This window comes from [Clostridium] polysaccharolyticum, from assembly GCF_900111595.1.
In the GTDB taxonomy this organism is placed as follows: Bacteria; Bacillota; Clostridia; order Lachnospirales; family Lachnospiraceae; genus Clostridium_AI; species Clostridium_AI polysaccharolyticum.
Genome location: NZ_FOHN01000026.1, coordinates 18,079 through 42,978 on the forward strand (window position 1 = coordinate 18,079; position 24,900 = coordinate 42,978).

Below are 24,900 nucleotides of genomic sequence, written 5' to 3' on the forward strand. Positions count from 1 at the left end.
AGGCTTTGCATACAAGGCTTCCTTTTATTACCAATGCACAAACAAACGATATTCAGAAAGGAATTGAGTTCTTACTAAAACATGGCTACACTTACGAAGAAATTGTTAATACATTTCCTGATAGTGATTTAGAACTCATTGCAAATGCAACTTCATTTAATGAAAATGAAATTGTTAGCACAACTGATGAAAACGGAAACATTTTAAATAACAGCACATCATTATTAACAAGTAACTACATAGTTCTACCAGATAAAGATGTAAAATCAACTACAGGTGGTAAGTTGCAACAAAGAGTTGATGTTTTTGGTTTAGACGATAACACAGTAATGTTATCATATTCATTTCATTGGTTAGAAATCCCCAAAAATCGAAAAAAAAACAGACCAACCGTTACATCCTCACACGGGGTAGGCTTTTCATTTTCTTTTGCAAAAGATACTACCCATGCAGATGGCATCAAAGATCATCAAGCTTGGGATGATCGTGGATACATAAGCTGTCGTGCAACTATAAAAAGTAGTAATTTATGTTTATGGTCTAGATACTATCATCAGCAAGGTGTGTTATCGTTATCACCTAGTATATCTCTTTCAGGTGCTAACGTTTCATTAAGCAACGATTACCAGATGGAATTAATGCTTCCAAATCCTTATTTAAACGTAAAAGCCAAATAATTAATGATAATAAATAACTGATTAAAAATGATGTGCCTGAATTTATATACCGCCTCCAAAAGCCAGATCAAAAATCCAACATTGGAGGCGGCTATTTTTTATACTAAACTATTATCACTAAATTAAGAGAATATTGCCCTAATATACCTTAGAGGCGATGGCAATTTTAAATACTTAACATTCTTCTGTACTTACTACTGCTCCATCATAAAGTACTTCTACCTTTTCTGCTTTAAAATTATCATAGGATGACCAGTCATTCTGATAGAAACGTACTCCCATAGATAAATTACCTTGGGCAAAAAAAACTGCATCTGTAAAAGCCAGTTCTAAATATCCATCATAAAAGGTACCTTTTACATCACTTGCATAATTTATATAATAAGGTGCTTTATTTAATGAAATACCAGCATTGTCGCAAGAGAATGTCTGTGGCTTGCTGCTAGTTTTCTTATAATAAAAACGCACTGTTACTTTTGAAATATCAATTTCCTCTTTGCTGCTAGAAGAAGTTATCTTGTAGCTTTGAGATACTCCGCCACCAAGGCTAGTTGTGACAGATACAACTGGAACTGCACCAGATAGTTCCACGGGTTTAGCAGAAGCACTTGGTACCGGTGTCTTGACTGGTTCAACCGATGGACTTGGTGGGATTACAGCTGGTTCTGCTGACGGGCTGGTGGCAGGCTGTTTACTTGGCTCTGCTGATGGACTGACAGCAGGCTGTTTACTTGGTCTTTCTGTAACCATTGAACCGTTCTTTTCCTGCATTTTCTTAGACATTGTCATGAAATAGTCTAAGATTTTATCCCCATCCATTACCGTAAATGGACTTAAACGGAATGTGTTAAACTCCCAGAACAATGCACCTGCCGCATCTTCTTCCTCAATCGTATCATAAACGGAACGCCAATATGCTTCGTATTTTTCGTAAGGCAAGTTGTTGTGTGCATTAAATTCTCCAATTACAATTGGTTTGCCCACTTCTTCATGGGCATCTTTTATCCATGCACGAACTAATTTCGCATTTCCTTCCGGTGTCAATCCTGCCCAGCCTTCTGATGGGTATGGATGGGCACTGCAGAAATCTATATATGGTGACTGTTGTAAATACACAAATGGATTTCCTTCATTTCCACCAAAACCATATTTTGCTTCATGGCCTTCAATTCCTGCACATACCATATGATTCGGATCTAAAGATTTTAGATAACTTGCAGAAGCATCTACCCATTTACGAAGAGTTTTTCCACTAGCATCTTCCTCGGTGCTGTAATCTTCATATCTAGGTTCATTCATCAAATCCCAAGCGAAAATGTCTGGGTCATCTTTGTATGTTTCTCCTGTAAAATAGTTGACACGATTTACAAAGTGATCAATATAATTCTGATACCATTTCTGGCAATCTTCATTGGTGAACCATTCACAACGTGCTTTATAATTTCCAGAATCTTTTCCTGCCCAGTTAAGTTTTTCATCAATACCGCCATAAGCATCCCAGAAATTTTCTAACGTAATAATCATTTTAATGTCATATTTTTCTGCACATGACATAATATAATCAAAGAGCATAAACTGTGCTTCATTGTATTTTCCTGGTGCCGTTTCAAAACCATGCCATGTTTCGGAAGAAAATCCCCATGTACGGCAGACAGTTACACCGTTTTTAGCCATTAATGCAAATCTTTCTTCAATTTTTTCCTGGTTCATAAATTTATCACAGATTAATTCTTCTGTAGAATCGTTCCATCCGTCGCCCAATGTAAACAGATCATATGAGTTACATCCCGCAAAATAAAAGGGATGGCCATCTAGCATAAATTTTGTTCCTTGTGTGTATACAAATCCTTCATCCGAAGATGCTGCTTTTACCGTTTTACTGCCAATGCTTACACTTCCTGGGATTGCAAGTGCGGCTGCAAGACACAGTGCAAGACATTGTCTGATTGATTTTTTCATTTACGTTCCTCCCTTATTTCTTTTGAACTAACCTAACTATAGACTAAAATTCTTCTTACTTATAGTAGTTTTGTTCTAAATGTAAAGCTAATCTGTATAACATGTCAAAGCCTATGAGCGATTCACTTTCTAATCTTATTTTCTACTTTTTTTAGTAATATTCCTATAATTTTAATTAGTAAAAACGCTACTGTTGTGATATAATAATTGTATTGTTATACAAATTTAAAAGAAAAGAGGAAAGGACGTGTTTTTCATGAATAGTAAACTTGAAGAAATCTCATCAAAACTGACTCAGCTGCTTCATAAAAAAGAAGAAGAGGAAAAGAGAAATTGTCCTATCGTCATGATTTTAGCAATTATCGGTGCTGTTACTGCAGTTGCTGCCATTGCTTACGGGGTTTATAAATATTTCTCACCAGACTATTTAGAAGACTTTGATGATGATTTTGATGATGACTTTGATGATGACTTTTACGAAGATGATGAAGTAGTATCTTTCTCCACAAGCAAGGAAGAAGATAAGGCTTCTGATGATTCTGAAGAATAATATAGAGCTTTAAGCTGTTATCCGTTACAAGGTAACAGCTTTTTTTCTGTTTTTCCAGAAAATTTACATCTTAATACCTTATATCTATCATGTTACAATACTCAACACAAAAAAGTATTTACTATTTCTTTTGTTATGCTATGATTATTTTAACAGAGGAAATATTCTATTCTTCTGCCATAGGATAATCATTGATAATTAATAAGGAGGTTTACTTATGAAACGAAAAGTGTTTTTACCAGTTCTACTAATGATTGCCATGATACTTACCAGTATGAATATCATGGTTCCAGCATCACAAGTCCAAGCGGCAACCACTTGGAACAATACTGCTAATGTGTCCTGGATCGACTCTAGCAAAAAAATTGTTGCATTTGCATTTGACGATGGTCCTGTAAATGGAAATACTGCTACAAGAATCCTTGATACGTTAGAAAAGTACCAAATGCATGCTACTTTCTTTTACGTTGGCAACCAGATTAACAATTCCAACAAAGCAGAAATCCAGCGTGCTTACAGATTAGGAAATGAAATTGCTAACCATACCTGGACTCATCCATACTTAACCAACATGTCCTCTTATCAGATCCAAGATGAGGTAAATAAAACAGCAAATCAGTTAAGAAGCATCACAGGTGCCAGCAATGCAAAATATTTAGTACGTCCACCATATCTTGCAACAAACCAGACTGTTTTCAATGCTATTGATACACCATTAATCACATGCAGCCTTGATAGCCAAGACTGGAACGGTGCAAGCAAAGACACCATTATCAGCCGTGTATTAAATGGTGTGCAAGATGGTTCTATTCTATTAATGCACGAAACATACAACACAACCGCAGAGGCAGTTGCATACCTTGTTCCTGAATTAATCAAAAGAGGTTATGTAATCACTTCTGTTTCTGAGTTATTTAAAATGAAAGGCAAAACAATGACTTCTGGACAGGTTTACACTTCCTGTTCTGGACGTAATGTTGTTAACAACACTAACCCTGTAACTAGCATAGCTCCAAGTTCAGCTCCAGTTCAGCCAAATGCTAGTATCCAAAATGGTACATATTATATCAAAAATGTAAATGCACAGAAATATTTACAAGTCAAGGGCAATACTGGTGCCGACGGACAGAATGTGGAAATCGGTGCTGGTACTGGTGCTGCTGGCCAGAAATGGCTTGTAACCAACACTTCCGACGGCTATGTAACATTAACAAGTTCTGTTGGCAATTACATGCTTGATATCGCCAACGGTGCAGATGAAAATGGTGCAAATGCCCAGATTTACTCTGCTTACTCAGGAGACCCACAGAAATTCCAAGTAAAATTAACATCGACAAATGGTGTTTACACTATCGCTTCTAAAGGCAGCAACGGCTCAAAAGTATTAGATGTATCTGGCCGTGGAACTGCTGACGGAACCAATGTACAGCTTTACACAAGTAATGGACAGACTAATCAGCAATGGATTTTTGAAGCGGTAAATCAGGCTCCTGCTGCAACTCCAAGTCCATCTGTAAAACCAAGTGCAGCTCCTAGCATCGCTCCATCTGTGGCACCTAGTGCAGCTCCTAGCATCGCTCCATCTGTGGCACCTAGTGCAGCTCCATCTGCAAATCCAGGAAACACATCTGGAACTTTACCTGCTGGTATTACATGTACTTACAAAGTAACCGGTGACTGGGGAAGCGGTTACCAAGGTGAAATTACTGTAACCAATGCTTCTGGAAAATCCTACAATGGATGGACTTTAGGCTTTACCTTATCAAACAGCATTAACTCCTTATGGGGTGCTGACCTTGCAAGCCAGACTGGTTCTAAAGTAACAATTAAGAGTCCTTCCTGGTCAGGTGCATTTGCTTCTGGCTCATCTGTAACAATCGGATTTGTTGCAACAGGAAGTTCCTCTAATGCACCATCTGGATTTACCTTCCAATAAATAAACCACTGCAAAATATCAAAAGTGCCACCTAGTAATCTAAGTGGCACTTTTCTATTTAAAAAGAAATTCTGTACTCTCCTAATTCTGAGTTGCTTTTACTGCCTTTTCTGAATACGATATGGTTACTAGTTCTTCATAAGGAACTATTTTCTCAATCACCTTTGAATCCTTTAAAATATTCTGTAACAGTTCAAAGTTTTCTTTTTGGAAAATAGTATCTTCCTTCCAAGTATCCTGCTCATAATATCTTTCTACAATGGCCTCTATCACTTTCCTATCGGTCTCAGGAAATTGTGGCTGAATCACCAGAGCAATTTCATCTGGCGTATGGGTTGCCACATAATCAATGCCTTTTTGAATTGCATTCGTAAAGGACTGTATAACCGCTGGATGCTTCTTTATATAACTCTTCTTTGCCGAGAACGCTGTATAAGGAACCAGCCCACTCTCCACCCCAAGTGAGGCCACAATTTTACCTTTGCCTTCTAACTCAAGTGCTTCTGCTGCCGGCTCAAATTCAACGGTATAATCACCCTCTCCCGCTGAAAATGCTTCCGCTGTATATCCAAAATCTATATTCTTTATAATTTTCAAATCAGAACTAGGATTTAATTCTTTTCCCTTTAGAATGTACTCAAAAACCATTTCTGGCATACCGCCTTCACGGCCTCCTAATACGGTCTTATTCTTTAGGTTACTCCATTGAAACTCTTCCTCTAAATCTCTGCTCACAAGGAAATTGCCAGCTCGCTGGGTCAGCTGTGCAAAGTTTACAACGTAATCCTTCGCCCCTTCCTGATAAACGTAAATAGATGATTCCGAACCCATAAATCCAATATCACTGTCTCCAGATAATACCGCTGTCATAGTTTTATCTGCACCCAGGCCATTTACTAGCGTTATTTTCAAACCCTCTTCTTCAAAATATCCTTGCTGGATCGCTACATACATTGGTGCATAAAAAATAGAGTGTGCAACTTCCGTTAGGGTAACTTCTGTATACTTATTCTGCTTTCCACATCCTGTTAATGGGATAACCAAAAAAACAATGCATACACAAAAACTTATAAAACGACTCATTTTTTTCACCTGAAAAGCCCCCCCATATTCTAACTGCATCATAGTTACTTTTATGATATCCTATGAAGAATCGGGGACTTTGGTTCTTCTTTCTATTTCAAATCACAGTTTTGAAACAACTGTTTCGTAACACTGTGGTATTCACTTAAATGATTCATTTTCCGTATCTCTTTTAAATATTTATCTGCACCTGTGAAAGATTGACCCATATAGAACCATACTTCCTTCATTTTAAACAATACATTTCTGTCACCTGACATAATCTCCTGGTACCCTGCACATAATTCCTCATGAAAGTCAATTAATGTCTGTTTATCTAATGTTTTCCCTTTTGCGATCTCTTCTCCCAGCGCTGGATTCCTTATAAGCCCTCTACCTATCATTATGGACTCAACTTGCGGAAATGTTTCCTTTATCCGATGATAATCTTCCACCGTTACAATATCTCCATTGTAGCATACAGAATTCTTGCTTTCTTTCACTGCCATGGAAAACACCTCTAAATTTGGTTTATTTTTATAATAATCCTGCTGCACTCTAGGATGAATGATTAACTCTTCTATTGGGTACTGATTATATAACTTAAGGATATCCACAAACTCCTCTGGATCTTCCACGCCAATTCTTGTTTTGATGGACAGCTTCACATGAATCCCTTCATAAACCTTATCTAAAAAACGCTCTAAATCTTCTAGATGTAATAGAAAACCAGATCCCTTCTTCTTAGTAACAACAGTTTTTGCTGGACAGCCCAAGTTCAGATTGATTTCCCGATACCCATATCCTTCCAAAAAATGGGCCATTTTAAGAAACTGCTCTGCATTGTTGCTAAGTATCTGTGGTACAGCAACAATCTCTTTATTATTTTCAGGTAAAATGTCCCTTAGTTCTTTTGATTTGAGTTTTCCTGTCTGACTGGTTACTATAAAGGGAAGAAAATATTTATCTATATTCCCAAAATATTTCTTGTGTGCATTTCTATAAACGTATCCCGTTACCCCCTCTAAGGGTGCAAAATATAACTTATCCATTCCGTTCTTATTCCTCATTTATAAATTTCTTAACTTTCTGCAGTTTCTTTTCCAATCTGATTGCCATACTCAAAAAATTCCTTTATCCCGTTCTAAGCCGTTTTTATTGGCTTAACGGCTGGAATATCAGGCCAAAAGATTTCTTTCTATTTTTCTAAGTATAGCCCATTCTTATACAAATGTAAACGTAACTTTAAAAATTCAGATTCGTACATGCACACAAAAAAACTCTGTTTAATAAAATAAAAAATGTCAATACTTTTGCTGGAGAATAAATTCAGAAAGGGTTGAGGGTTATGTGTATATTTTCTAACCAGGTGCTACAGATAGAAAATACTGATTTTACCAAATGGCCTACCATTAATGGAGATGCAGTTGTATTAGAAACGGCTCGTTCCGAATACTTAGATACCTGTCTTGAAAAATTGAATTATTTCATGAACCGTTATGTATCCCACATGAATTACCCAGTATGGGAAAAATATGCAGATGTGATAGAAGACATCTTAGCCCATCGCAATTAATAAAACATTACGCAATTGCGGAATTTCCTAAAATTAAAAATGACTGCCTCGCCTATATTTCTTGCGGTGCAGTCATTTTCATATATTTCCACTTAATTATCTTCCAAAAAAGCTAAATGGATCTTCATTGTAAAAGTCATTTCCATTATCACCATTTGGATTCTGGTTTGGATTTTGATTTCCGTTTGAACTAGAGCCTGATTTTGAATCTTTATCCAATTCCGATTTGGATCCCATTGTAACTGTAAATTCTTTTGTTTCGTATTTACCACCGTTATTAACAGCTACATTAATAGTGACCATATCCCCTGCATGTAAGGAACTTAACACTTTCATTAAATCGTCTTTATTTTCAACTTTCTTTCCATCTAAGCCTACAATAACCATACCAGTATTTAAGCCTGCTTTCTTGGCTGGAGAGCCTTCCGCAATCTCTGTCACATAAACACCCATTGGAATATTAAATCTTACGGAATTACTCTTTGTAATATCCTGGCCTACAATTCCCAGATAAGCATCTTCTTTGGAGCTGCTCTTTCCCTGCATTAAATTTTCTATAATTGGCTGGGCATCTGAAATTGGAATAGCGTATCCCATACCTTCTACTTCTGTTGTAGCAGTCTTAACAGAATTAATGCCAATAAGCTGTCCTTTAGCATTTAACAAAGCACCACCACTATTTCCAGGATTAATTGCAGCATCTGTCTGCATTAGTGTCATAGAAGAATCTTCTACCGCAATTTCACGTTCCAATGCACTGATATGACCTACTGTTACAGACTGTCCATAACCTAAAGCATTTCCAATGGCAATGGCAACTTCACCAACTTTTGTTTCTTTGGACTTGCCAATACTGATTACTTTAATCTGTTCTATTGTTTCTTTTTCAATATCTGCAAACTTAACAGCTACCACTGCCAGATCTGCACTTGGATCCGCACCTTTTACGGTTCCTTTTACTGATTTTCCATCGTGGAATGTAATCTCCACTGTAGCTCCTTGCCCTGAAATAACATGATTGTTTGTTGCCACTAAAACTTCATTGCTATTCTGGCCAATAATGATTCCTGAACCATTTCCCTGTACATCCTCTGAATAGGTTCTTCCAAAGAAATCACTAACCGTTTCTGTTGCCGTAGTGGTAATTGAAACAATAGAAGGCATTACATTTTCAACTACTTTTGATACGGAATCAGCTGGTCCTGCTGCTTCCTCCGTTGTATCCAGCTTTGACTGGCCAGATTCTTCTGTTTTTTCTGTTTCATCTGGAAGTGAAGTGCTTTGTGCCATCTGCTTTTTGATATTAGCAAACTGTGTAGATAATCTGTCAACAGTCAGAAATCCTATGCTGCATACCAAAACCAGACCACTGACAACGCCTAATACAACGGCTCTCTTTCTCCATTTATTATCGTCTTTTCCAGGTCCGTGATTGCCACTGCCCATATTGCAGTTTCCATTTCCCTGATTCTGAGGATTATAGGAATTGTAATTCTGATTATCATCAAAGCTATTGCCCTGATTATAGCTTTGCTGCCCTCTGTCCTGATTATCATCTATATTATTGTCATGATTAAAATCTTCATTATTCATTCTTAAAATCTCCTTTCACCTATCCTCTGTTTACTAAAGAGTTTACCAGCAAAATATGTTGACTTTGTGAACATTTTCTTATTACCGCCAAATTATACGGTTTTAAAATTGCCTAATATCCTACATTTACTTGCTTCTTCCTGAATTCCGTACAGTGCATTCTGAACCCCTGAATCTTGGAAGTTTCCTTCAAACTCTACAAAGAAACGGTATTCCCACTTCTTCCCCTGGATAGGTCTTGACTCAATCTTTGTCATATTTAAATTATTGTAAATAAAATGTGAAATCATATTATGCAGCGATCCACATTCATGTGGCAGCTGCACGCATATGCTTACTTTGTTAGAATCTTCCAGATAAATCGGCTCTCTTGCAATAATAATGAAACGTGTTGCGTTCAATGCCTCGTAATTAATATTTTCCTGCAATACCTCAAGTCCGTAATATTCTGCTGCTCGCTTGCTTGCAATAGCACCATACTGCAGATTCTGTTCTTGTGCAACCTTTTTAGCACTAATGGCTGTGCTCATATATGGTACCTGCTCCATCTTAGGGTACTTCTCTAAAAAACTGGCACATTGCATAAGCCCCTGTTCATGAGAAAATACTCGAGTCAGGTTTTCTGCTTTTGCTCCTGGCAATCCCAAAAGACATTGATTTACTTTTATTTCATGTTCTCCAATAATATAGTTATCATAATCAATTAACAAATCAAAGCAGTCCGTAATGCCGCCAGTAGATGAATTTTCAATTGGCAATACCCCATAATCTGCATTTCCAAGCTTTAATTCTTCCATGACTTCTTTAAAAGTTTTCACGGAATAGGATTCCACTTTTTCTCCAAAGAATTCAAACATGGCCTGTTCCGTATAAGCTCCATGTTCTCCAAAGAATACAACCTTTTTACCATTCAGGTTAAGGCTTTTTACTGGTTCTAGATTATGTGCTGCTTCATCCCGTTTCAGCAGAGAATACTGAAGCTTCCGGCTAATGGACATAATCTGTGCATAAATCTCCTGTACTCCTTGCCTATTAAATTCATCTTTTGCCATTCCACCTAGTTTTTCTAATATCTCTTGTTCTCTTACTTTATCAAATATCTTTTTACCAGTTTCTTTTTTATATTTCGCAACTTCTACAGAAACACCCATTCTTTCCTGAATCAGTTCTGCAATCTGTTTGTCAATACTGTCAATTTTTTCTCTGCTTTCTTTTAAATCCATATACTTTGCCCTCTCTTTTTTCTCGATCTTTTGGTGTTTTCTAACTCTCTCTATAGTACAGAATTAACTTTATTATAAGCTATAATAAACCATTATATTACTGGTACATATTATATACTAGGGTTTTCAAAATAACAAGTCTAACTCCAATGCAAGTTAAGCTTGCTTTGAAAGATCTGGTAATTTATAATAGAATTACATATATTTTTAGGAGGAACTGCTTTGAAACAAAAAATACTTTTTCCAATTGCAATGGTACTCATCATCTCCATTTTAATTGCATATGCCAATTTTTCAAGTAAAATGGAATATAACAATGAAATGGTTATGGGCAATACCCCAGGTAATATTATGAATGGTGGCTATTATTGCGAAGACGGCAACACAATTTATTTTAGTAACCTAAATGACTTCGAAAAATTATATTCCATGGATTTAAACTGCAGGAATTTTAAGCGGATTTTAAATTCCACAGTCTCTGACATTAATTGTGCAGGCAAATACATATACTATGCAGGCAGAAATAATAAATACAAATCTGCTAATGGAAAAGGTGCTGGAGCGACATTATCCAGTGGCGGAGTCGGGCTTTTCCGATCCAGCCGAAAGGGAAACCATACCAAACCTCTTTACAGCAAGACAATTGGCAGTATGCTTCTTTCAGGAAACCATTTATACTATCAGCATTATGACAAAGTACATGGTTTATACTTATACAAAACAGGAATTGATGAAAAAGAAGGCAAATGTCTATTTCAGTCCAAAGTAAGTCCTGTTGGCATTGACAATGGCAGTCTGTATTTTTCAGGAACAGAATCGGATCATAACATTTACAAAATGTCCCTGCGCAATGATTCTTATGATCGTCTGTACGAGGGAAACTGTTCCAATGTTATCGTTTTCCAGAATAAAATATACTTTATTGACTTAAATAATAACTATGCCTTAACACGAATAAACTTAGACGGAACGGAACCTGTCGTTCTGGTAAATAAGCATATCCTTACTTATAACTTTAGCTTAAACGGCAATTTTTTATATTACCAGATAGATAACCAGCAGGACAGCTATATCTGCCAGATGGATATGGAAACCCGTCAAGAAATCATTTTATTGAAAGGAAATTTTTGTAATATTTGTACCACTAGTAATTACGTATTTTTCCGAGAATTCGATACGGAAAATGAATACGTTATCAAAGACGAAAAAAATCCGAAACTGAATTTCTTTAAACCGCCAGTTTTAAAATAATATAATAAACATGCAAAGAATGGAAATGCCGATTAGCAATTTGAAAAATCGCTAATCGGCACTTCTTTTCTTCCCTTTTTAATCAATCTGACGTATAATTTGAACAGATTATTTATACTTCTAAAAAGGATAAGCTTAACTCCACTAACTATTGTGGCTTATATCTTTCATTTATTCTTTTCGTGATAGTTCACAAAAAAGCTGATATACTGTTTTCTGCAACAATGGATGCTTTTTATCTGGCGCAATTTCAGCTAAAGGACGAAGCACAAAATCCCTTAAATGCATTTCCACATGAGGTATCTTTAAGTCCATTTCCCAAATTACGTCTTCTTCATATAGCAGAATATCTAAATCAATAGTTCTTGGTCCCCAATGAATGATTCGTTCTCTGCCAAGTTTCTGTTCTATAACTCCAATTTCATCCAGTAATTCTCTTGGAGAAAGCAGCGTTTTTATAGTTACAGCTCCATTTAAGAAATCATCCTGCTCTACACAACCATATGGCTTTGTTACAAAAAATTCTGATACCTTTTCCACTCTGACTTTTGGATGCTTAGAAAGCATAGAAATCGCCTGTTCCAGATTTTTTCTTTTATCTCCCATGTTAGAACCAATGCTTAAGCATGCTTCCTTCCATTTCCGTTCAATAGAAACTGCCACAGTCTCTAGTGGAAGCAGAATAGGTGCCCAAGGTTTTTTCATTTCTACTCTTACCTGTTCAATAGGAAACCGAACCAGCAGTTCATTGGCAACATGTTCTGCTGCTGCCTCAATTAATCGAAAGGTATTTTCTTGTAAAAATGTATTAACAAAATGTGCAACTTCGGCATAATTTACAGAATCCTTTAACTCATCTGACTTTCCCGATTTTCTTGTATCTGTTCCAAGCTCTAAAGAAAGTAAAAATTTCTGCCCCAGTACATTTTCTTCTTCTAATACTCCATGATGCGCATATACTTCCAAATTCTCAATCTTAATAGTATCCAATTTTTTCTCCTTTACTCTCCAGCCTGTAGAATCGCTTCTGTCATTTTTATAGCACGTACATTGGCCTTTACGTCATGAACACGAACAAACTGACATCCCTTCATCACAGCCATCACTGTAGTCGCTAAAGTTCCTTCTTCTCTTTCTGTTACTGGAAGATTGAGGGCCAGCCCAATTACGGATTTTCTTGAAGTTCCAAGAAGGACTGGATAATCTAATAATAGCAGCTTTTCTAAATGCTTCATTGCCAGCAGATTCATTTCATATGCTTTAGCAAAGCCAACTCCTGGATCTAAAATAATTTTATCGTCACCAATTCCTGCCTGTTTCGCTATCTGAATGGATTCTTTTAAATCCTGAATCCATTCATCTACAAAACTGGCATAATCCTGATTGTTCCGATTATGCATAATACATACTGGCTTTTCATATCTTTTTACAATTTCCGCCATTTCATCATCATATTTTAAGCCCCAGATATCATTCACCAGATCTGCCCCTGCTTTGCAGGCTTCCCTTGCTACCTTTGATTTGTATGTATCAACGGAAACGGGAATATCAAAATTTCTTTTAATGGCTTCTATCACTGGCACTACACGCTCAATTTCTTCTTCATCTGCTATCTTAGTATAATTTGGTCTGGTAGATTCTCCACCCACATCCACTATTGCTGCCCCGTCCTGTATCATTTCCTCTACATGCTGCAGTGCCTTGTCTTTCTGATTCCAGCTTCCTCCATCTGAAAAGGAATCTGGTGTCACGTTCAAAATTCCCATAACGTGTGTATGCTTCAGAGAGAATCTCTCTTTTCCTATGATCATTTCTTCCATCATGTTCTTTTCCTCCCAAACTAATACAGAATATGCCTGTTTTTCTTCTCATCTGGCCATTTACAAGCAGCTTGTGCTTTACAGGAAAAGCAGTCTCTTGAAAGTTTATCTGCCTGGTATAAAACCTTTCCCAAAGTTCCATCTGCACCATTTTTCCGATGTTCTTTAATTGCTGTTATTATCTCTTTTATCTGTTCTTCTGTAAATCCACACTTAGGCAGCCAGTCCAGTGCCATTAACACGCTTCCAGACTCATGAGAACAGAATCCTTTATATTCATATGCCCTGCCCATATCGTGTAAAAAAGCAGTTACATATATCATTTCCTTACTCAGTTCTAACTTATTTTCAAGGGAAAGGATATACGCAATCCGGGCTACATCCCGAAAATGCTCCTTTCCATGCCTGCAGTAAATTCGTTCTTTCTCGAAATCTTCTATCTGTTCCAATACCACTTTATAATCTGGCAAGTCTAAGAGTTTTTCTAATCGTTCCATACTATTTATCCTTTAATAAGCTGAAAGAAAGTCTGTTTTAAAGATTCCTTTTCCTCAAAAATACCCTTTGTTACAAATGAAACGGTCTTTGAGCCTGGTTTTTTAATACCTCGCATTGTCATACACATATGCTCTGCTTCTATATATACCATAACCCCTTTCGGCTTTAAATGTTCCATAATATCTTCTGCTATCTGGCAAGTCAACTGTTCCTGTATCTGTGCCCTTCTTGCATATACTTCTACGGTTCTTGCCAATTTACTTAATCCAACCACCTTCTTATCTGGTATATAAGCAATATGCACTTTTCCGTAAAACGGAAGAAAATGATGTTCACAAACGGAATAAAATGTAATATCTTTTTCAATCACCATTTCATTGTTTTCTGCTGTAAATGTTTTACTTAAATGTTCTTCTGCATCATTTCCTATCCCTGAAAAAAGTTCCTCACACATAGCACTTATCCTGGAAGGAGTATCCAGTAATCCTTCACGATTTACGTCTTCTCCTATGCCTTCTAAAAATAACCTGACTGCTTTTTCTATTTTGTTCTTATCCATAACTATCATCCTTCCGAGAAGTAAAATTCGTAATGAATTATAACATTAAATAAAAAAAGTAGCAACAAGGTTATTTGTGGCTACTTCTTTTCCTGATTTTCACCTAAGAAAAATATGCATATACTTCTCCTAGAAATGAAAGCGAACCAAAGCACACGGTCACTTCTTCCTGATTTTTCGTTACTTGATCCAAAGCACTAAACACTGTTTTTGCATCTACCACCTCTTCCACGTACTTAGAAGCAGCCTTTGCAAGTTTTTCAGATGGCAGTGATCGTTTGCTGTTTGACTCTATGGCATACACTCTTTTTGCCTGAGGGCAAGTAATCGAAAGAATTTTCTCGTATTCTTTATCTGCAAAAATTCCTGCCACATAAGCAATCTTCTTTTCTTTAAAATACAGCTTTAACGTTTTCGCAAGAGACTTCGCTGCATCTTCATTATGAGCTCCATCTACAATGACTAGTGGCTTCTCTGACACAATAGAAAATCTTCCCTTCCATTGTGTCTGCTTCAGGCCATTTTGTATATTTTCATCTGAAATGGCAATCCCTCGCATCTGCAGAACTTTTGCCGCCTCAATGGCCAACGCTGCATTTTTCGGCTGATATTCTCCTAGCAGCATTGTCTGATAAGGAACATCCCTATAGGAAAATGCAGTACCTTTGAGGGTAAAACAGCAATTGGATATCTTCTTAAAATCCGCAAAATGACAGCTTGCTTTTCCTTTTTCACATGCTGTTTCAATTACAGGTTTTATCCTATTGCCTGCTTCACATTCTGTATAATCATAGCATACTACATCACAGTCCGGTTTAATAATGCCAGCCTTTTTCTCTGTAATTTCTTCAATGGTATTTCCAAGAATCTGCATATGATCCATGCTGATAGAAGTTAATACTGCTAAATCGGTCGTTTTAATTACATTGGTTGCATCCTCTATGCCACCAAGGCCGGCTTCTAATACAACATAATCGCACTTTTGTTCTTTATATTCCAGAAATGCCATTGCCGTCTCGATTTCAAATCCACTAGGAAGAGGTTCTTTAGCCTCATCCATGTATCTGACTGCTTCCTGTATTATTTCAATCCTTTTTCCTACTGCCCTTTTGGAAATGTACCTGCACTCTGCTTTTTCTAAAATCTGAATTCGCTCACAGTATTCTAAAACAGCAGGAGACACATACCTTCCCACACGAAAGCCTGCATCTGCAAGAATATTGGCGATATAAGCTCCTACAGATCCCTTCCCGTTGGTTCCCGCAATATGAATAAATTTTAAGTCCTTCTGCGGATTGCCTAACCTTTCTAACAGTTTTGTGATGGCATCTAATCCTAATATCATTGCTCCCTGGCTGCGGCTCTCTATAAATTTAAGTGCATCCAAATATTTCATGCCTACCATCTCCGTTCTGTTATTTAGTAACGTTCCTCTATAACCTGAAAAATATAGAATTTCAAGTATAACGATTCGTCTGCTGCCCAAAGGATTGGATGGTCTGCTGCCTGCGTACGAAACTCAATCTGGCGTAATCTCTTATGTGCGCTTCTTGCTGCCTGTTTTATAGTTTCGGCAAATAACTCTGGATCCATAAAATGAGAACAGGAACAAGTCGCAAGATATCCACCATCTTTTACAAGTTTTAAACCACGCATGTTGATTTCTCTGTACCCTTTTGTTGCATTTTTAATAGACGATCTTGATTTTGTAAATGCAGGAGGATCTAGAATTACCACATCAAATTTTTCCCCCTGCTCTTCTAATTTTGGCAAAAAGTCAAAAACATCTGCACACTGGAAGGCTGCTACATTTTCCAAACCATTTAATTTGGCATTTTCTCTCGCCTGTTCACAGCCAAGTTCGGAAGCATCTACACCTAATACACTCTTAGCACCTGCAATTGCAGCATTTAATGCAAAAGAACCCGTATGCGTAAAACAGTCTAGTACTTTTGCATCTTTGCATAATGAGTGAATTGCCTTACGGTTGTATTTCTGATCTAGGAAAAACCCTGTTTTCTGTCCTTCAGCTACATCTACGTAATATTTCACTCCATTTTCTACAATTTGGACTTTTGTATCAAATGGTTCCCCAATGAACCCTTTGATACATTCCATGCCTTCTTGTTTCCGTACTTTTGCATCACTACGTTCGTAAACACCTCGAATGTTTATTCCATCCTGCTTTAATACTTCTTTAACCAGTTCAATAATCTCAAGTTTTACCTGATCAATTCCTAATGCCAGGGACTGTACTACTAATATATCTGAAAACTTATCAATTACAAGACCTGGCAGGAAATCCGCCTCTCCAAAAATAATGCGGCAGCTGCTGGTGTCCACCGTTTTCTTTCTGTATTCCCATGCTGCCTTTACACGTTTTAATAAAAACTGGCGATCAATTACTGCATCTGCCTGTTTTGTCATCATACGTACTGTTAATTTGGAATTGGTATTCAAAAATCCTACCCCTAGTGGATACTCATCAAAGTCTACTACCTTAACAAACTGTCCATTGACAGCCCCTGCTTCTATTTGATCAATTTCATTATCATATATCCATAATCCGCCAGCCTTAAACTGTCTGCCTTGGCCTTTTTTGATTTTTACTACTGGATAACTCATCTTTCCCTCCATTCGGTGTTTTTCATCTGTTATCCTAGTAAGTATAGCCCAGTCTGAGTTTTATTACAACATTTTCTTTTCTAGTCTACTATAACTTCTCCTCCACTAGAATCTGCTAATAACACTGAGCTTCCTATTACCAGTTCATTTTCTACTTTCCCTACCTTCACCTGTTTTGTATTTCTTTCAGCAAAACCACCATTTTCACTATAATCGTATACACAATAAGCAGAATCCTGCAAGTCTGCACTGCTGGATAAAAATCCCACCTTTGAGCCATCTTCTTTTAGGCTAAGTTCTCCTATGGAAACACTCTGGGCGCTTTCTATGGAAACTCTGTCTTTTGTTTCTAACGTACCTGACTCAAGCATGCTTAAGTGAATGTTGAAGGTATCATTTCCAAAGATAAGGATTCCATTCTCTGTAAATTCTCCTGCAAATATCTGCTCGCCTAATTTATTTTTCTTATCATAAAGGAATCGCATATGTTCGTCATATTGTATTAATCGTATACCATCGGATTCAGCAGCTAGAAGTTCTATGCTCTGGCCTGCCCCTTGCACTGCAACAATATTATCTAATAATACATTGCTCGTTACCTCTTCTCCCTTCTCCAAAGTTCCTTCTTCTAACTTGTAACTCTGAATTTCTGTTCCCTGATCGCTTTGTTTTAAAGCATATATCATGTTGTCAGACATATAATATTTTGCCCCGCTTTCTTCTAGTGAGAATGTGCTGGTCTGATTACTTCCAACATTAATATAATTTAATCTTCCCGTATCTGTAAACACATAAAGATTATCACCGTTCTGGTAGGAACACTGGTAGTTTCCCTCTATGGACTTTGTAAATGCCATTTTAGGTTCATCTAGGCTGCTGACATCAAAGACACTTACTGTAGTTCCATTTTTCTCATCAGACATAATACACACAAGATGTTCTGGAAACAGATAGAAATCTTTTGTTTCCTGTTCCACTTCAAGTCTTTTCACTTCTTGAACCTGATCGGAATCGTATTTTGAAAAAATAATATTTTTTCCAGCTCCTGAATAAATCATAGAACCATCCGTTACGGCCCCCTTCCCATCTCCTTCTTTAAACCCTCTAAGTTCGCTCACTGGAATGGTCTTCTTATCTACATCTTCCAGTTTCTTATCCACTTTCTCCTTATGATTATTTACAACACTTTCCTTGTGTCCTTTATTATCATGATTCTTTTCTTTTTCAGGAAGATCTGCCACCACAGCAACGACTCCCCTATCCTCTACAAAGCTTTTCTGGCTGGCTCTTTCCATCATTCTTCCTGTCTGTAAAGAAGCACCCACTACAAGAACTAGAGAAACTGCCATAACGGCTGTTTTCCTCCGTCTGTTATTACTATGTTTTTGTTCCATGCCCTTTACTTTTTCTAGCATCTGATCTGGTTCTAAGGCCTTAGGAATTTCTATCTCTTCACTTTCTTTTCCCATCCTCTCCTCCAGCCACTTTATGTCATCGTGTTCAAACCCATTTTTGTTTGTACTCATATAAATCCTCCGTTCTATTGCCTTTCCTATACCATAGCTTGCTTTCCCCTATCTAGTGCCTTCGATATTTTGAACGATGGTACTATGTTTTTTATGTAGCAGAATAATGTGTAACGAAATTTCCTGCAGATCAAAAAAAGACAGCCAAATTCCCTGGCTATCCAAACTTTTTTGGGAGTGGGCGCATGACTGCGCCCCTTTGTTACATACAGACGTTAAAACTTTTACAATGAGTGACATGTTACAACCAGCTTAAATGGGGGGAAGCCAGTTATAATGAAAGTTTTCTGCAAGCCGCTTTCACAGCATGTAGAACGTAATCAAAGATTACTTATAGTGTGTAGGGCGTACTGGAAATATAATCATTTTATTTCCTTTGTACAGTTACTATTATAAATCTTTTACATTTTCTTTCAATAGACATGTCCTATTCTTACGTTTAATCGTCCTATTTAACATTTCAAAGAAATCTCAACTTGACTATTTTACATTTTAACACACTATTTTCTTATTTTTTTCATTATTATATCAAACATATTGCTTGTATTTTTCTCTTACACTTTTCAAAAATGTTCTTCCAATTGTAAAAGTATCGCCACTGGTCATTAACACGCTTTCCATATCCATCTGCAGGACACAGTGAATATTCACAATGACACTTTGGCTAATTCGCATAAAATTCGTAGGAAGTTTTTTTTCAATGGACTGCATCGTTTCCCGACAGGTTAACTTTCCCTTTTTGGTGTTAATAATTAACTTTTTCTGAATAATCTCAATATCTATAATATCGTAAAAGCGAACAATGGTATCCTTCCGGTTCACGCATATTTCTAAAAATTCCGTCTGTTCTTCTTCCTGATCGATTTGTCCAATTGCCCTTTTTAAAATAATTTCCATCTTCTGAGGAACTACTGGTTTTTCTAAATAGCCAACTGCAATCATATCACTTGCAACACTCTTATATTCTGTAAAATTCGTAACGAACATAATTGGTATAGAAGAATTCACAGTCTGAAGCTGCCTGGCTATCTCGATCCCATTTCTATTTGGAAACTGAATATCCAGCATTGCGATATCAATTTTTTTTTGTGTGATAAGCTGTTCTAATTCTTCCGTGTATTCTTTAAAAGGTACACACCTAAGCTGCTTTTTCAGCCGCTTTCCAAAAAGTTCTATGTACTTTTGATTTACTTCCAAACTTATTTCATCATCATCACAGACTAATACTGTATACATCCTTCTGCTCATCATTACCCCCTGTTCCTTTCATCAAGAAGTCTTTTCATTTTTTGCCAGTTGCACACCAAAGAAACCTTTATTTTAGAGTAACACATTATCCTTTTTTTATCAATATTCCTTAAATGCTGTCTTCTTCCAGTTTATAAAGTCTATAAAAGTGCAGAAAGACCCAAGTTTCTTTTTCCCTGCCTCTTTCTGCCAAACTATTTTATGATTCGATATCCACTTTCCACAAACCATGCAGATTGCAGTAAGCATAAGCTGCAACAGGCTTGTCACTGGAATGTAGTGAAAAATGAACAATTGGATCATTATCATGGGCCAGATATCTGTATTGTGCTCCATTCTGGGTTTCTAAAACAACAGTTGTTATAAGATGTTCTTCTGTCATAGGATGGGTAACACTTCCTACATTAACCGTAACAGTATTCCCGTTTATAGTTACAACAGGCATGTGCTTTTCGGCAGCTGCGTCTACACTATTGGGCGTAATCTCTTTCACATCTTGTAAACTGTCTTCGTTTGTAAATACATGTGTAATCGGTATCACTAATCCATTATTGCTACATTTGAAAAATTTTATCATGGTCTTTGTCCACCTTTCTCTTTTTCCTATGTAGTTTATGGATTCTGATAAAATATATGCAGGAAAACATTGCAATTTTTGCCATCTTGCATTATTATTATATACGCATAAACATGTAGCACGCAACATTTTTTTAAGGAGATTAACATGAAATTAAAAACCTGCATCATTATCTGAATAGAATTCTGAAAAATTATTTATGAAAATTATGTACCTGCATAAGGAGGAAATTATGATTCGTCGTCTATCTAAAAGTATTCGTGAATATGCATTTATGACCTGGATGACACCTGTTATGATGACAGGAGAAGTTGTATGTGAATGCTTTATTCCTATGTTGACAGCATCTTTGATTAATAACATTCAAAGTGGCTGCGAACTGTCTATCATTGTGAAATATGGCTTAGGATTAACTTTAATGGCTATTTTATCCTTAACTTTTGGCTGTCTTGCTGGCGTCTTTTGTGCTACGGCTTCCACAGGCTTTGCTAAAAACCTTCGCCATGATTTGTTCTATAAAGTGCAAGGCTATTCCTTTTCTAACATTGACAGATTTTCAACATCATCGTTAGTAACCAGACTGACAACAGATGTCAATAACGTCCAAATGGCATTTATGATGATTATCCGTATAGCTGTAAGAAGCCCTCTTATGCTTATTTTTGCTTTTATTATGTCCATCCGTGTAGGCCGTAAGCTGGCATGGATTTTTGCTGGCTTTATTCCGTTTCTCGGATGTGCCCTGGCATATATCATTTATAAAGTAATGCCTCTATTCCGGGCTGTTTTTAAAAAATATGATAAACTGAATAACTCTATTCAGGAAAACATAAAAGGAATACGTGTTGTAAAAAGTTTTGTACGAGAAGAATATGAGAAAGAAAAATTTTTTGCTGCTTCTGATGATGTGCGAAAGGATTTCACTCATGCAGAAAAAATCCTTGCCTTTAACCATCCTATTATGCAGTTCTGCATTTTCTGTTCCTTGATACTGATTTCTTTTTTTGCATCAAAACTGATTATAACCTCACATGGATCTTACATTAACATTGGCTCTCTAACAAGCATGATTACCTATTCTATGCAGATTTTAATGAGCCTTATGATGCTTTCCATGATTTTTGTTATGTTGACACTTTCTTCTGCATCTGCGAAACGTATTGCAGAAGTATTGGACGAAGAAAATGACTTAAAAAATCCAGAACATCCTATTATGGAAGTTCCAAATGGCAGTATTGATTTTGAAAATGTAAGCTTCCAGTATTCAGCAAAAGCAGACAAAATGACTCTTGCTGGCATAAACCTTCATATTAATGCTGGTATGACAGTAGGTATTATTGGAGGAACAGGTTCTGGCAAAACAAGCTTAATACAGTTAATTTCCCGTTTATATGACGTAACGGAAGGCTCTGTAAAAGTCGGTGGAATAGATGTAAGGGAATATGATTTATCTGCACTTCGTGATCAGGTAGCTGTCGTATTACAGAAAAACATTTTGTTTTCTGGTTCTATCAAAGAAAACCTTCGCTGGGGAAATGCCAATGCAAGTGATGAAGAACTGGTTCGAATCTGTAAACTGGCACAGGCAGATGAATTTATAAGCCGTTTTCCTGATGGGTATGACTCTCACATCGAACAGGGTGGTTCCAATGTTTCCGGCGGTCAAAAACAGCGTCTTTGTATTGCACGTGCATTATTAAAAAAACCAAAAATCATGATTCTGGACGATTCTACCTCAGCTGTGGATACCAGGACGGATGCCTTGATCCGAAAGGCATTTAAAAATGAGATTCCTGATACAACCAAACTCATAATTGCCCAGCGTATCTCTTCTGTAGAAGATGCAGATCTTATTCTGGTAATGGATAATGGAAAAATCCACGGAATGGGTACTCATAGCCAGCTGCTTGCAAACGATGCCATTTATAAAGAAGTATATATGTTGCAAAATAAGGTAGGTGAAACAAATGAGTAAGGAAATGGGAAACAATAAACCAACTATTAAAAAAGGCAGCCTGAAGCGATTATTTCGCCTGCTTTTCCATGACTACCCTGGAATGCTTGCAATCACCATTGTCTGCATTATTATCAATGCAATTATTAATGTTCTTCCTGCTGTATACATCAAAACATTGACCGCCTATATAGAAGAAGGTTTAAAATCAGATTGGAGCAGTGTTCACGGTAAAATAATATCCACAGTAATGATAATGGTCATTTTCTACATTACCGGCCTTCTCACTGCTCTCATTTACAACCTGCTAATGGCTATTATTACGCAAGGTTTCCTGCACAATATGCGAACACGTATGTTTAAAACAATGCAGAACCTTCCAGTCAAATATTTTGATACCAACAACCACGGTGATATTATGAGCTACTATACCAACGATACAGATACCCTAAGACAGATGATATCACAAGGCCTTCCACAGATTATCTCTGCGGCTTTGACTATTGTATCTCTGCTTCTGGTTATGTTTTATTACAGTATCTCTCTTATGCTCGTTGTTTTTATCGGTATCTTTATTATGTTCCGAATTACCAAATTCATTGGAGGAAATTCTGTCCGTTTCTTTAAAAAACAGCAGGATTCCGTTGGAAAAGCAGAAGGATATATAGAAGAAATCATGAATGGACAAAAGGTTGTAAAAGTATTCTGTCACGAACAGGCTGTAGAAGAAGAATTTGACAAAATCAACGAACAGCTTTTCCGGGATTCAGAAAGTGCCAATAAATTTAGTAATTCCTTCGGTCCGATTATGAATAATGTTGGAAATATATTATATGTACTCACTGCATTTACAGGTGGTATTTTTATTTGTTCGAATCTTAATCTGCCTAACATTTCATTTGAAAATCTGTTTCATGGAGGCTCCATGATTGCACCGTTGACCATTCCTGTTGTGGCAACCTATTTGGGTATGACAAAACAGTTTACTGGTACTGTGAATCAGATTTCCCAGCAGATTAATGCCATTACTATGGCAATGGCAGGTGCTGATCGTATCTTCGAACTATTGGATCAGGTTCCCGAAGCAGATAATGGATATGTATCTCTAGTAAACTGCAAAGAGGAAGGCGGAAAACTTGTAGAATGTAAAGAACGGACAAATATGTGGGCCTGGAAACATCCTCATGAAAATAAGACTGTTACGTTTCAGAAAGTGGCTGGTGATGTAGTTCTTCATGATGTAGACTTCGCTTATGAGGAAAATAAACCTGTCCTTAAAAATATTTCCCTGAATGCAAAGCCTGGGCAAAAAGTCGCTTTTGTTGGTGCCACTGGTGCTGGCAAAACTACCATTACCAACCTGATTAACCGCTTCTACGACATTGCAGACGGCAAAATCCGATATGATGGCATTAACATTAACAAAATTAAAAAAGCAGATTTAAGAAGAAGTCTTGGAATCGTATTACAGGATGTGAATTTATTTACTGGAACAGTCATGGATAATATCCGGTATGGAAAATTAGATGCTACTGACGATGAATGTATCAAAGCTGCCAAATTAGCCAATGCCCATGATTTTATCTCCAGATTGCCAGAAGGATATCAGACTATGCTTACTTCTAATGGTGCAAACTTATCACAAGGCCAGCGTCAGCTTATTAGCATTGCCCGTGCTGCAGTTGCTGACCCTCCTGTCATGATTCTGGATGAAGCTACTTCTTCTATTGATACCCGTACAGAATTATTAGTACAACGTGGTATGGATGCCTTAATGGAAGGCAGAACTGTCTTCGTTATTGCCCATAGGCTCTCTACAGTACAAAATGCCGATGCCATTATGGTACTGGATCATGGAAGCATAATTGAACGAGGCACCCACGACGAACTGATTGCACAAAAGGGTGTCTACTATCAATTGTATACAGGTGCTTTTGAATTAGAGTAAATCGGGTAGGAGGTAGATAATTATCTTATCTACCGACCTCCCACAGCACCATACGTACGGTTCCGTATACGGCGCTTCTCTAGTTTTCACATATTTTCAAATAAAACTCTGTGAATGTTGGGTATCCAAGTTCGCGGAGTTTCTTATTCTTAAACGCAGTTTGTAACACAAAATAACCACCGCAATACCAGTTGCCATTTCGCATATTTGCACATATCCATGCTTTTTCTTCCTCCACGCCTAACTTTTTGAGTTCCTTGAATTTCGTCTTAACCTTCTTCCATTGTTTCCAATAGATTGTCCTTATCTTATGCCTTA

At 37.0% G+C, this 24,900-nt stretch carries 21 protein-coding genes and 1 pseudogene; 7 read left to right on the forward strand and 15 right to left on the reverse strand.

Going from position 1 to position 24,900, the window contains the following annotated elements; genetic code table 11:
* The first annotated feature begins 5 nt into the window (after window positions 1–5).
* Complete coding sequence (locus BMY85_RS12805; protein ID WP_092478665.1) at window positions 6–677, forward strand: hypothetical protein; 672 nt, start codon at window positions 6–8, stop codon at window positions 675–677.
* Between the two features lie 174 nt (window positions 678–851).
* Here the strand turns inward: BMY85_RS12805 and BMY85_RS12810 are convergent, their stop codons facing one another.
* Complete coding sequence (locus BMY85_RS12810) at window positions 852–2,636, reverse strand: cellulase family glycosylhydrolase (RefSeq protein WP_092478666.1); 1,785 nt, start codon at window positions 2,634–2,636, stop codon at window positions 852–854.
* Window positions 2,637–2,892: 256 nt separating this feature from the next.
* On the opposite strand from BMY85_RS12810, the gene BMY85_RS12815 reads away from it, so the two are divergent.
* Together BMY85_RS12815 and BMY85_RS12820 are read left to right on the forward strand one after the other, a co-directional pair.
* Window positions 2,893–3,186, forward strand: coding sequence for a DUF4366 domain-containing protein (locus BMY85_RS12815; RefSeq protein ID WP_092478682.1), 294 nt, complete (start codon window positions 2,893–2,895; stop codon window positions 3,184–3,186).
* A 217-nt stretch (window positions 3,187–3,403) separates the two neighbouring features.
* Entirely contained in the window at window positions 3,404–5,122 is a 1,719-nt protein-coding gene (locus tag BMY85_RS12820) for a polysaccharide deacetylase family protein (RefSeq protein WP_092478667.1), read from the forward strand.
* An 81-nt stretch (window positions 5,123–5,203) separates the two neighbouring features.
* Here BMY85_RS12820 and BMY85_RS12825 read toward each other — a convergent pair whose 3' ends face one another.
* Together BMY85_RS12825 and BMY85_RS12830 are read right to left on the reverse strand one after the other, a co-directional pair.
* Window positions 5,204–6,205 carry an ABC transporter substrate-binding protein gene (locus tag BMY85_RS12825; RefSeq protein ID WP_092478683.1) on the reverse strand — a complete coding sequence of 334 codons (1,002 nt, stop codon included), beginning with the start codon at window positions 6,203–6,205 and terminating at the stop codon, window positions 5,204–5,206.
* Window positions 6,206–6,297: 92 nt separating this feature from the next.
* Entirely contained in the window at window positions 6,298–7,236 is a 939-nt protein-coding gene (locus BMY85_RS12830) for a tRNA dihydrouridine synthase (RefSeq protein ID WP_092478684.1), read from the reverse strand.
* Window positions 7,237–7,532: 296 nt separating this feature from the next.
* Here BMY85_RS12830 and BMY85_RS12835 point away from each other — a divergent pair, with 296 nt between their 5' ends.
* Window positions 7,533–7,760, forward strand: a complete 228-nt coding sequence (locus tag BMY85_RS12835; RefSeq protein ID WP_092478668.1) for a hypothetical protein — start codon at window positions 7,533–7,535, stop codon at window positions 7,758–7,760.
* A gap of 96 nt (window positions 7,761–7,856) precedes the next feature.
* Here the strand turns inward: BMY85_RS12835 and BMY85_RS12840 are convergent, their stop codons facing one another.
* Both BMY85_RS12840 and BMY85_RS12845 read right to left on the reverse strand, forming a co-directional pair.
* Window positions 7,857–9,353, reverse strand: coding sequence for a S1C family serine protease (locus tag BMY85_RS12840; RefSeq protein ID WP_092478669.1), 1,497 nt, complete (start codon window positions 9,351–9,353; stop codon window positions 7,857–7,859).
* 92 nt (window positions 9,354–9,445) lie between these two features.
* Complete coding sequence (locus tag BMY85_RS12845) at window positions 9,446–10,576, reverse strand: bifunctional chorismate mutase/prephenate dehydratase (protein ID WP_092478670.1); 1,131 nt, start codon at window positions 10,574–10,576, stop codon at window positions 9,446–9,448.
* A 222-nt stretch (window positions 10,577–10,798) separates the two neighbouring features.
* On the opposite strand from BMY85_RS12845, the gene BMY85_RS12850 reads away from it, so the two are divergent.
* Entirely contained in the window at window positions 10,799–11,827 is a 1,029-nt protein-coding gene (locus BMY85_RS12850) for a DUF5050 domain-containing protein (RefSeq protein ID WP_092478671.1), read from the forward strand.
* 171 nt (window positions 11,828–11,998) lie between these two features.
* On the opposite strand, the gene folK is transcribed toward BMY85_RS12850, so the two are convergent.
* The 9 genes from folK to BMY85_RS12895 form a co-directional block, all read right to left on the reverse strand.
* The gene (gene folK / locus BMY85_RS12855; protein WP_092478672.1) at window positions 11,999–12,817 is read right to left on the reverse strand and encodes a 2-amino-4-hydroxy-6-hydroxymethyldihydropteridine diphosphokinase; all 819 of its coding nucleotides are present in this window, start codon (window positions 12,815–12,817) and stop codon (window positions 11,999–12,001) included.
* Between the two features lie 11 nt (window positions 12,818–12,828).
* The gene (gene folP, locus BMY85_RS12860) at window positions 12,829–13,638 is read right to left on the reverse strand and encodes a dihydropteroate synthase (protein ID WP_092478685.1); all 810 of its coding nucleotides are present in this window, start codon (window positions 13,636–13,638) and stop codon (window positions 12,829–12,831) included.
* Window positions 13,639–13,667: 29 nt separating this feature from the next.
* Window positions 13,668–14,144 carry an HD domain-containing protein gene (locus BMY85_RS12865; RefSeq protein WP_092478673.1) on the reverse strand — a complete coding sequence of 159 codons (477 nt, stop codon included), beginning with the start codon at window positions 14,142–14,144 and terminating at the stop codon, window positions 13,668–13,670.
* Window positions 14,145–14,149: 5 nt separating this feature from the next.
* Window positions 14,150–14,704 (reverse strand): GTP cyclohydrolase I FolE, encoded by a 555-nt coding sequence (folE, locus tag BMY85_RS12870; RefSeq protein WP_092478674.1) that lies wholly within the window; start codon window positions 14,702–14,704, stop codon window positions 14,150–14,152.
* Window positions 14,705–14,807: 103 nt separating this feature from the next.
* Entirely contained in the window at window positions 14,808–16,100 is a 1,293-nt protein-coding gene (locus BMY85_RS12875) for a bifunctional folylpolyglutamate synthase/dihydrofolate synthase (protein ID WP_177180789.1), read from the reverse strand.
* Window positions 16,101–16,123: 23 nt separating this feature from the next.
* Window positions 16,124–17,329: a class I SAM-dependent rRNA methyltransferase gene (locus BMY85_RS12880; RefSeq protein WP_177180790.1), complete on the reverse strand. Its 1,206-nt coding sequence runs from the start codon at window positions 17,327–17,329 to the stop codon at window positions 16,124–16,126.
* Window positions 17,330–17,409: 80 nt separating this feature from the next.
* Window positions 17,410–18,855 (reverse strand): beta-propeller domain-containing protein, encoded by a 1,446-nt coding sequence (locus BMY85_RS12885; protein WP_092478677.1) that lies wholly within the window; start codon window positions 18,853–18,855, stop codon window positions 17,410–17,412.
* A 528-nt stretch (window positions 18,856–19,383) separates the two neighbouring features.
* Window positions 19,384–20,103 carry a LytR/AlgR family response regulator transcription factor gene (locus BMY85_RS12890; RefSeq protein WP_177180791.1) on the reverse strand — a complete coding sequence of 240 codons (720 nt, stop codon included), beginning with the start codon at window positions 20,101–20,103 and terminating at the stop codon, window positions 19,384–19,386.
* Between the two features lie 199 nt (window positions 20,104–20,302).
* On the reverse strand, window positions 20,303–20,680 hold the full coding sequence (locus BMY85_RS12895; RefSeq protein ID WP_092478686.1) for a desulfoferrodoxin family protein: 378 nt from the start codon (window positions 20,678–20,680) through the stop codon (window positions 20,303–20,305).
* Between the two features lie 232 nt (window positions 20,681–20,912).
* On the opposite strand from BMY85_RS12895, the gene BMY85_RS12900 reads away from it, so the two are divergent.
* Complete coding sequence (locus BMY85_RS12900; RefSeq protein ID WP_092478679.1) at window positions 20,913–22,655, forward strand: ABC transporter ATP-binding protein; 1,743 nt, start codon at window positions 20,913–20,915, stop codon at window positions 22,653–22,655.
* Complete coding sequence (locus tag BMY85_RS12905) at window positions 22,648–24,582, forward strand: ABC transporter ATP-binding protein (RefSeq protein ID WP_330387297.1); 1,935 nt, start codon at window positions 22,648–22,650, stop codon at window positions 24,580–24,582. The genes BMY85_RS12900 and BMY85_RS12905 overlap by 8 nt, the downstream gene beginning before the upstream one ends.
* Before the next feature lie 79 nt (window positions 24,583–24,661).
* On the opposite strand, the pseudogene BMY85_RS15790 reads toward BMY85_RS12905, so the two are convergent.
* Window positions 24,662–24,900, reverse strand: a pseudogene (locus BMY85_RS15790) (group II intron reverse transcriptase/maturase); the annotation flags it as partial.

Coding starts and splice junctions, on each gene's coding strand:
- BMY85_RS12810 (WP_092478666.1), bottom strand. CDS start 2,636: ATGAAAAAATCAATCAGACAATGTCTTGCACTGTGTCTTGCAGCCGCA.
- BMY85_RS12815 (WP_092478682.1), top strand. CDS start 2,893: ATGAATAGTAAACTTGAAGAAATCTCATCAAAACTGACTCAGCTGCTT.
- BMY85_RS12820 (WP_092478667.1), top strand. CDS start 3,404: ATGAAACGAAAAGTGTTTTTACCAGTTCTACTAATGATTGCCATGATA.
- BMY85_RS12825 (WP_092478683.1), bottom strand. CDS start 6,205: ATGAGTCGTTTTATAAGTTTTTGTGTATGCATTGTTTTTTTGGTTATC.
- BMY85_RS12830 (WP_092478684.1), bottom strand. CDS start 7,236: ATGGATAAGTTATATTTTGCACCCTTAGAGGGGGTAACGGGATACGTT.
- BMY85_RS12835 (WP_092478668.1), top strand. CDS start 7,533: ATGTGTATATTTTCTAACCAGGTGCTACAGATAGAAAATACTGATTTT.
- BMY85_RS12840 (WP_092478669.1), bottom strand. CDS start 9,353: ATGAATAATGAAGATTTTAATCATGACAATAATATAGATGATAATCAG.
- BMY85_RS12845 (WP_092478670.1), bottom strand. CDS start 10,576: ATGGATTTAAAAGAAAGCAGAGAAAAAATTGACAGTATTGACAAACAG.
- folP (WP_092478685.1), bottom strand. CDS start 13,638: ATGATCATAGGAAAAGAGAGATTCTCTCTGAAGCATACACACGTTATG.
- BMY85_RS12865 (WP_092478673.1), bottom strand. CDS start 14,144: ATGGAACGATTAGAAAAACTCTTAGACTTGCCAGATTATAAAGTGGTA.
- folE (WP_092478674.1), bottom strand. CDS start 14,704: ATGGATAAGAACAAAATAGAAAAAGCAGTCAGGTTATTTTTAGAAGGC.
- BMY85_RS12875 (WP_177180789.1), bottom strand. CDS start 16,100: ATGAAATATTTGGATGCACTTAAATTTATAGAGAGCCGCAGCCAGGGA.
- BMY85_RS12880 (WP_177180790.1), bottom strand. CDS start 17,329: ATGAGTTATCCAGTAGTAAAAATCAAAAAAGGCCAAGGCAGACAGTTT.
- BMY85_RS12885 (WP_092478677.1), bottom strand. CDS start 18,855: ATGAGTACAAACAAAAATGGGTTTGAACACGATGACATAAAGTGGCTG.
- BMY85_RS12890 (WP_177180791.1), bottom strand. CDS start 20,103: ATGAGCAGAAGGATGTATACAGTATTAGTCTGTGATGATGATGAAATA.
- BMY85_RS12895 (WP_092478686.1), bottom strand. CDS start 20,680: ATGATAAAATTTTTCAAATGTAGCAATAATGGATTAGTGATACCGATT.
- BMY85_RS12900 (WP_092478679.1), top strand. CDS start 20,913: ATGATTCGTCGTCTATCTAAAAGTATTCGTGAATATGCATTTATGACC.
- BMY85_RS12905 (WP_330387297.1), top strand. CDS start 22,648: ATGAGTAAGGAAATGGGAAACAATAAACCAACTATTAAAAAAGGCAGC.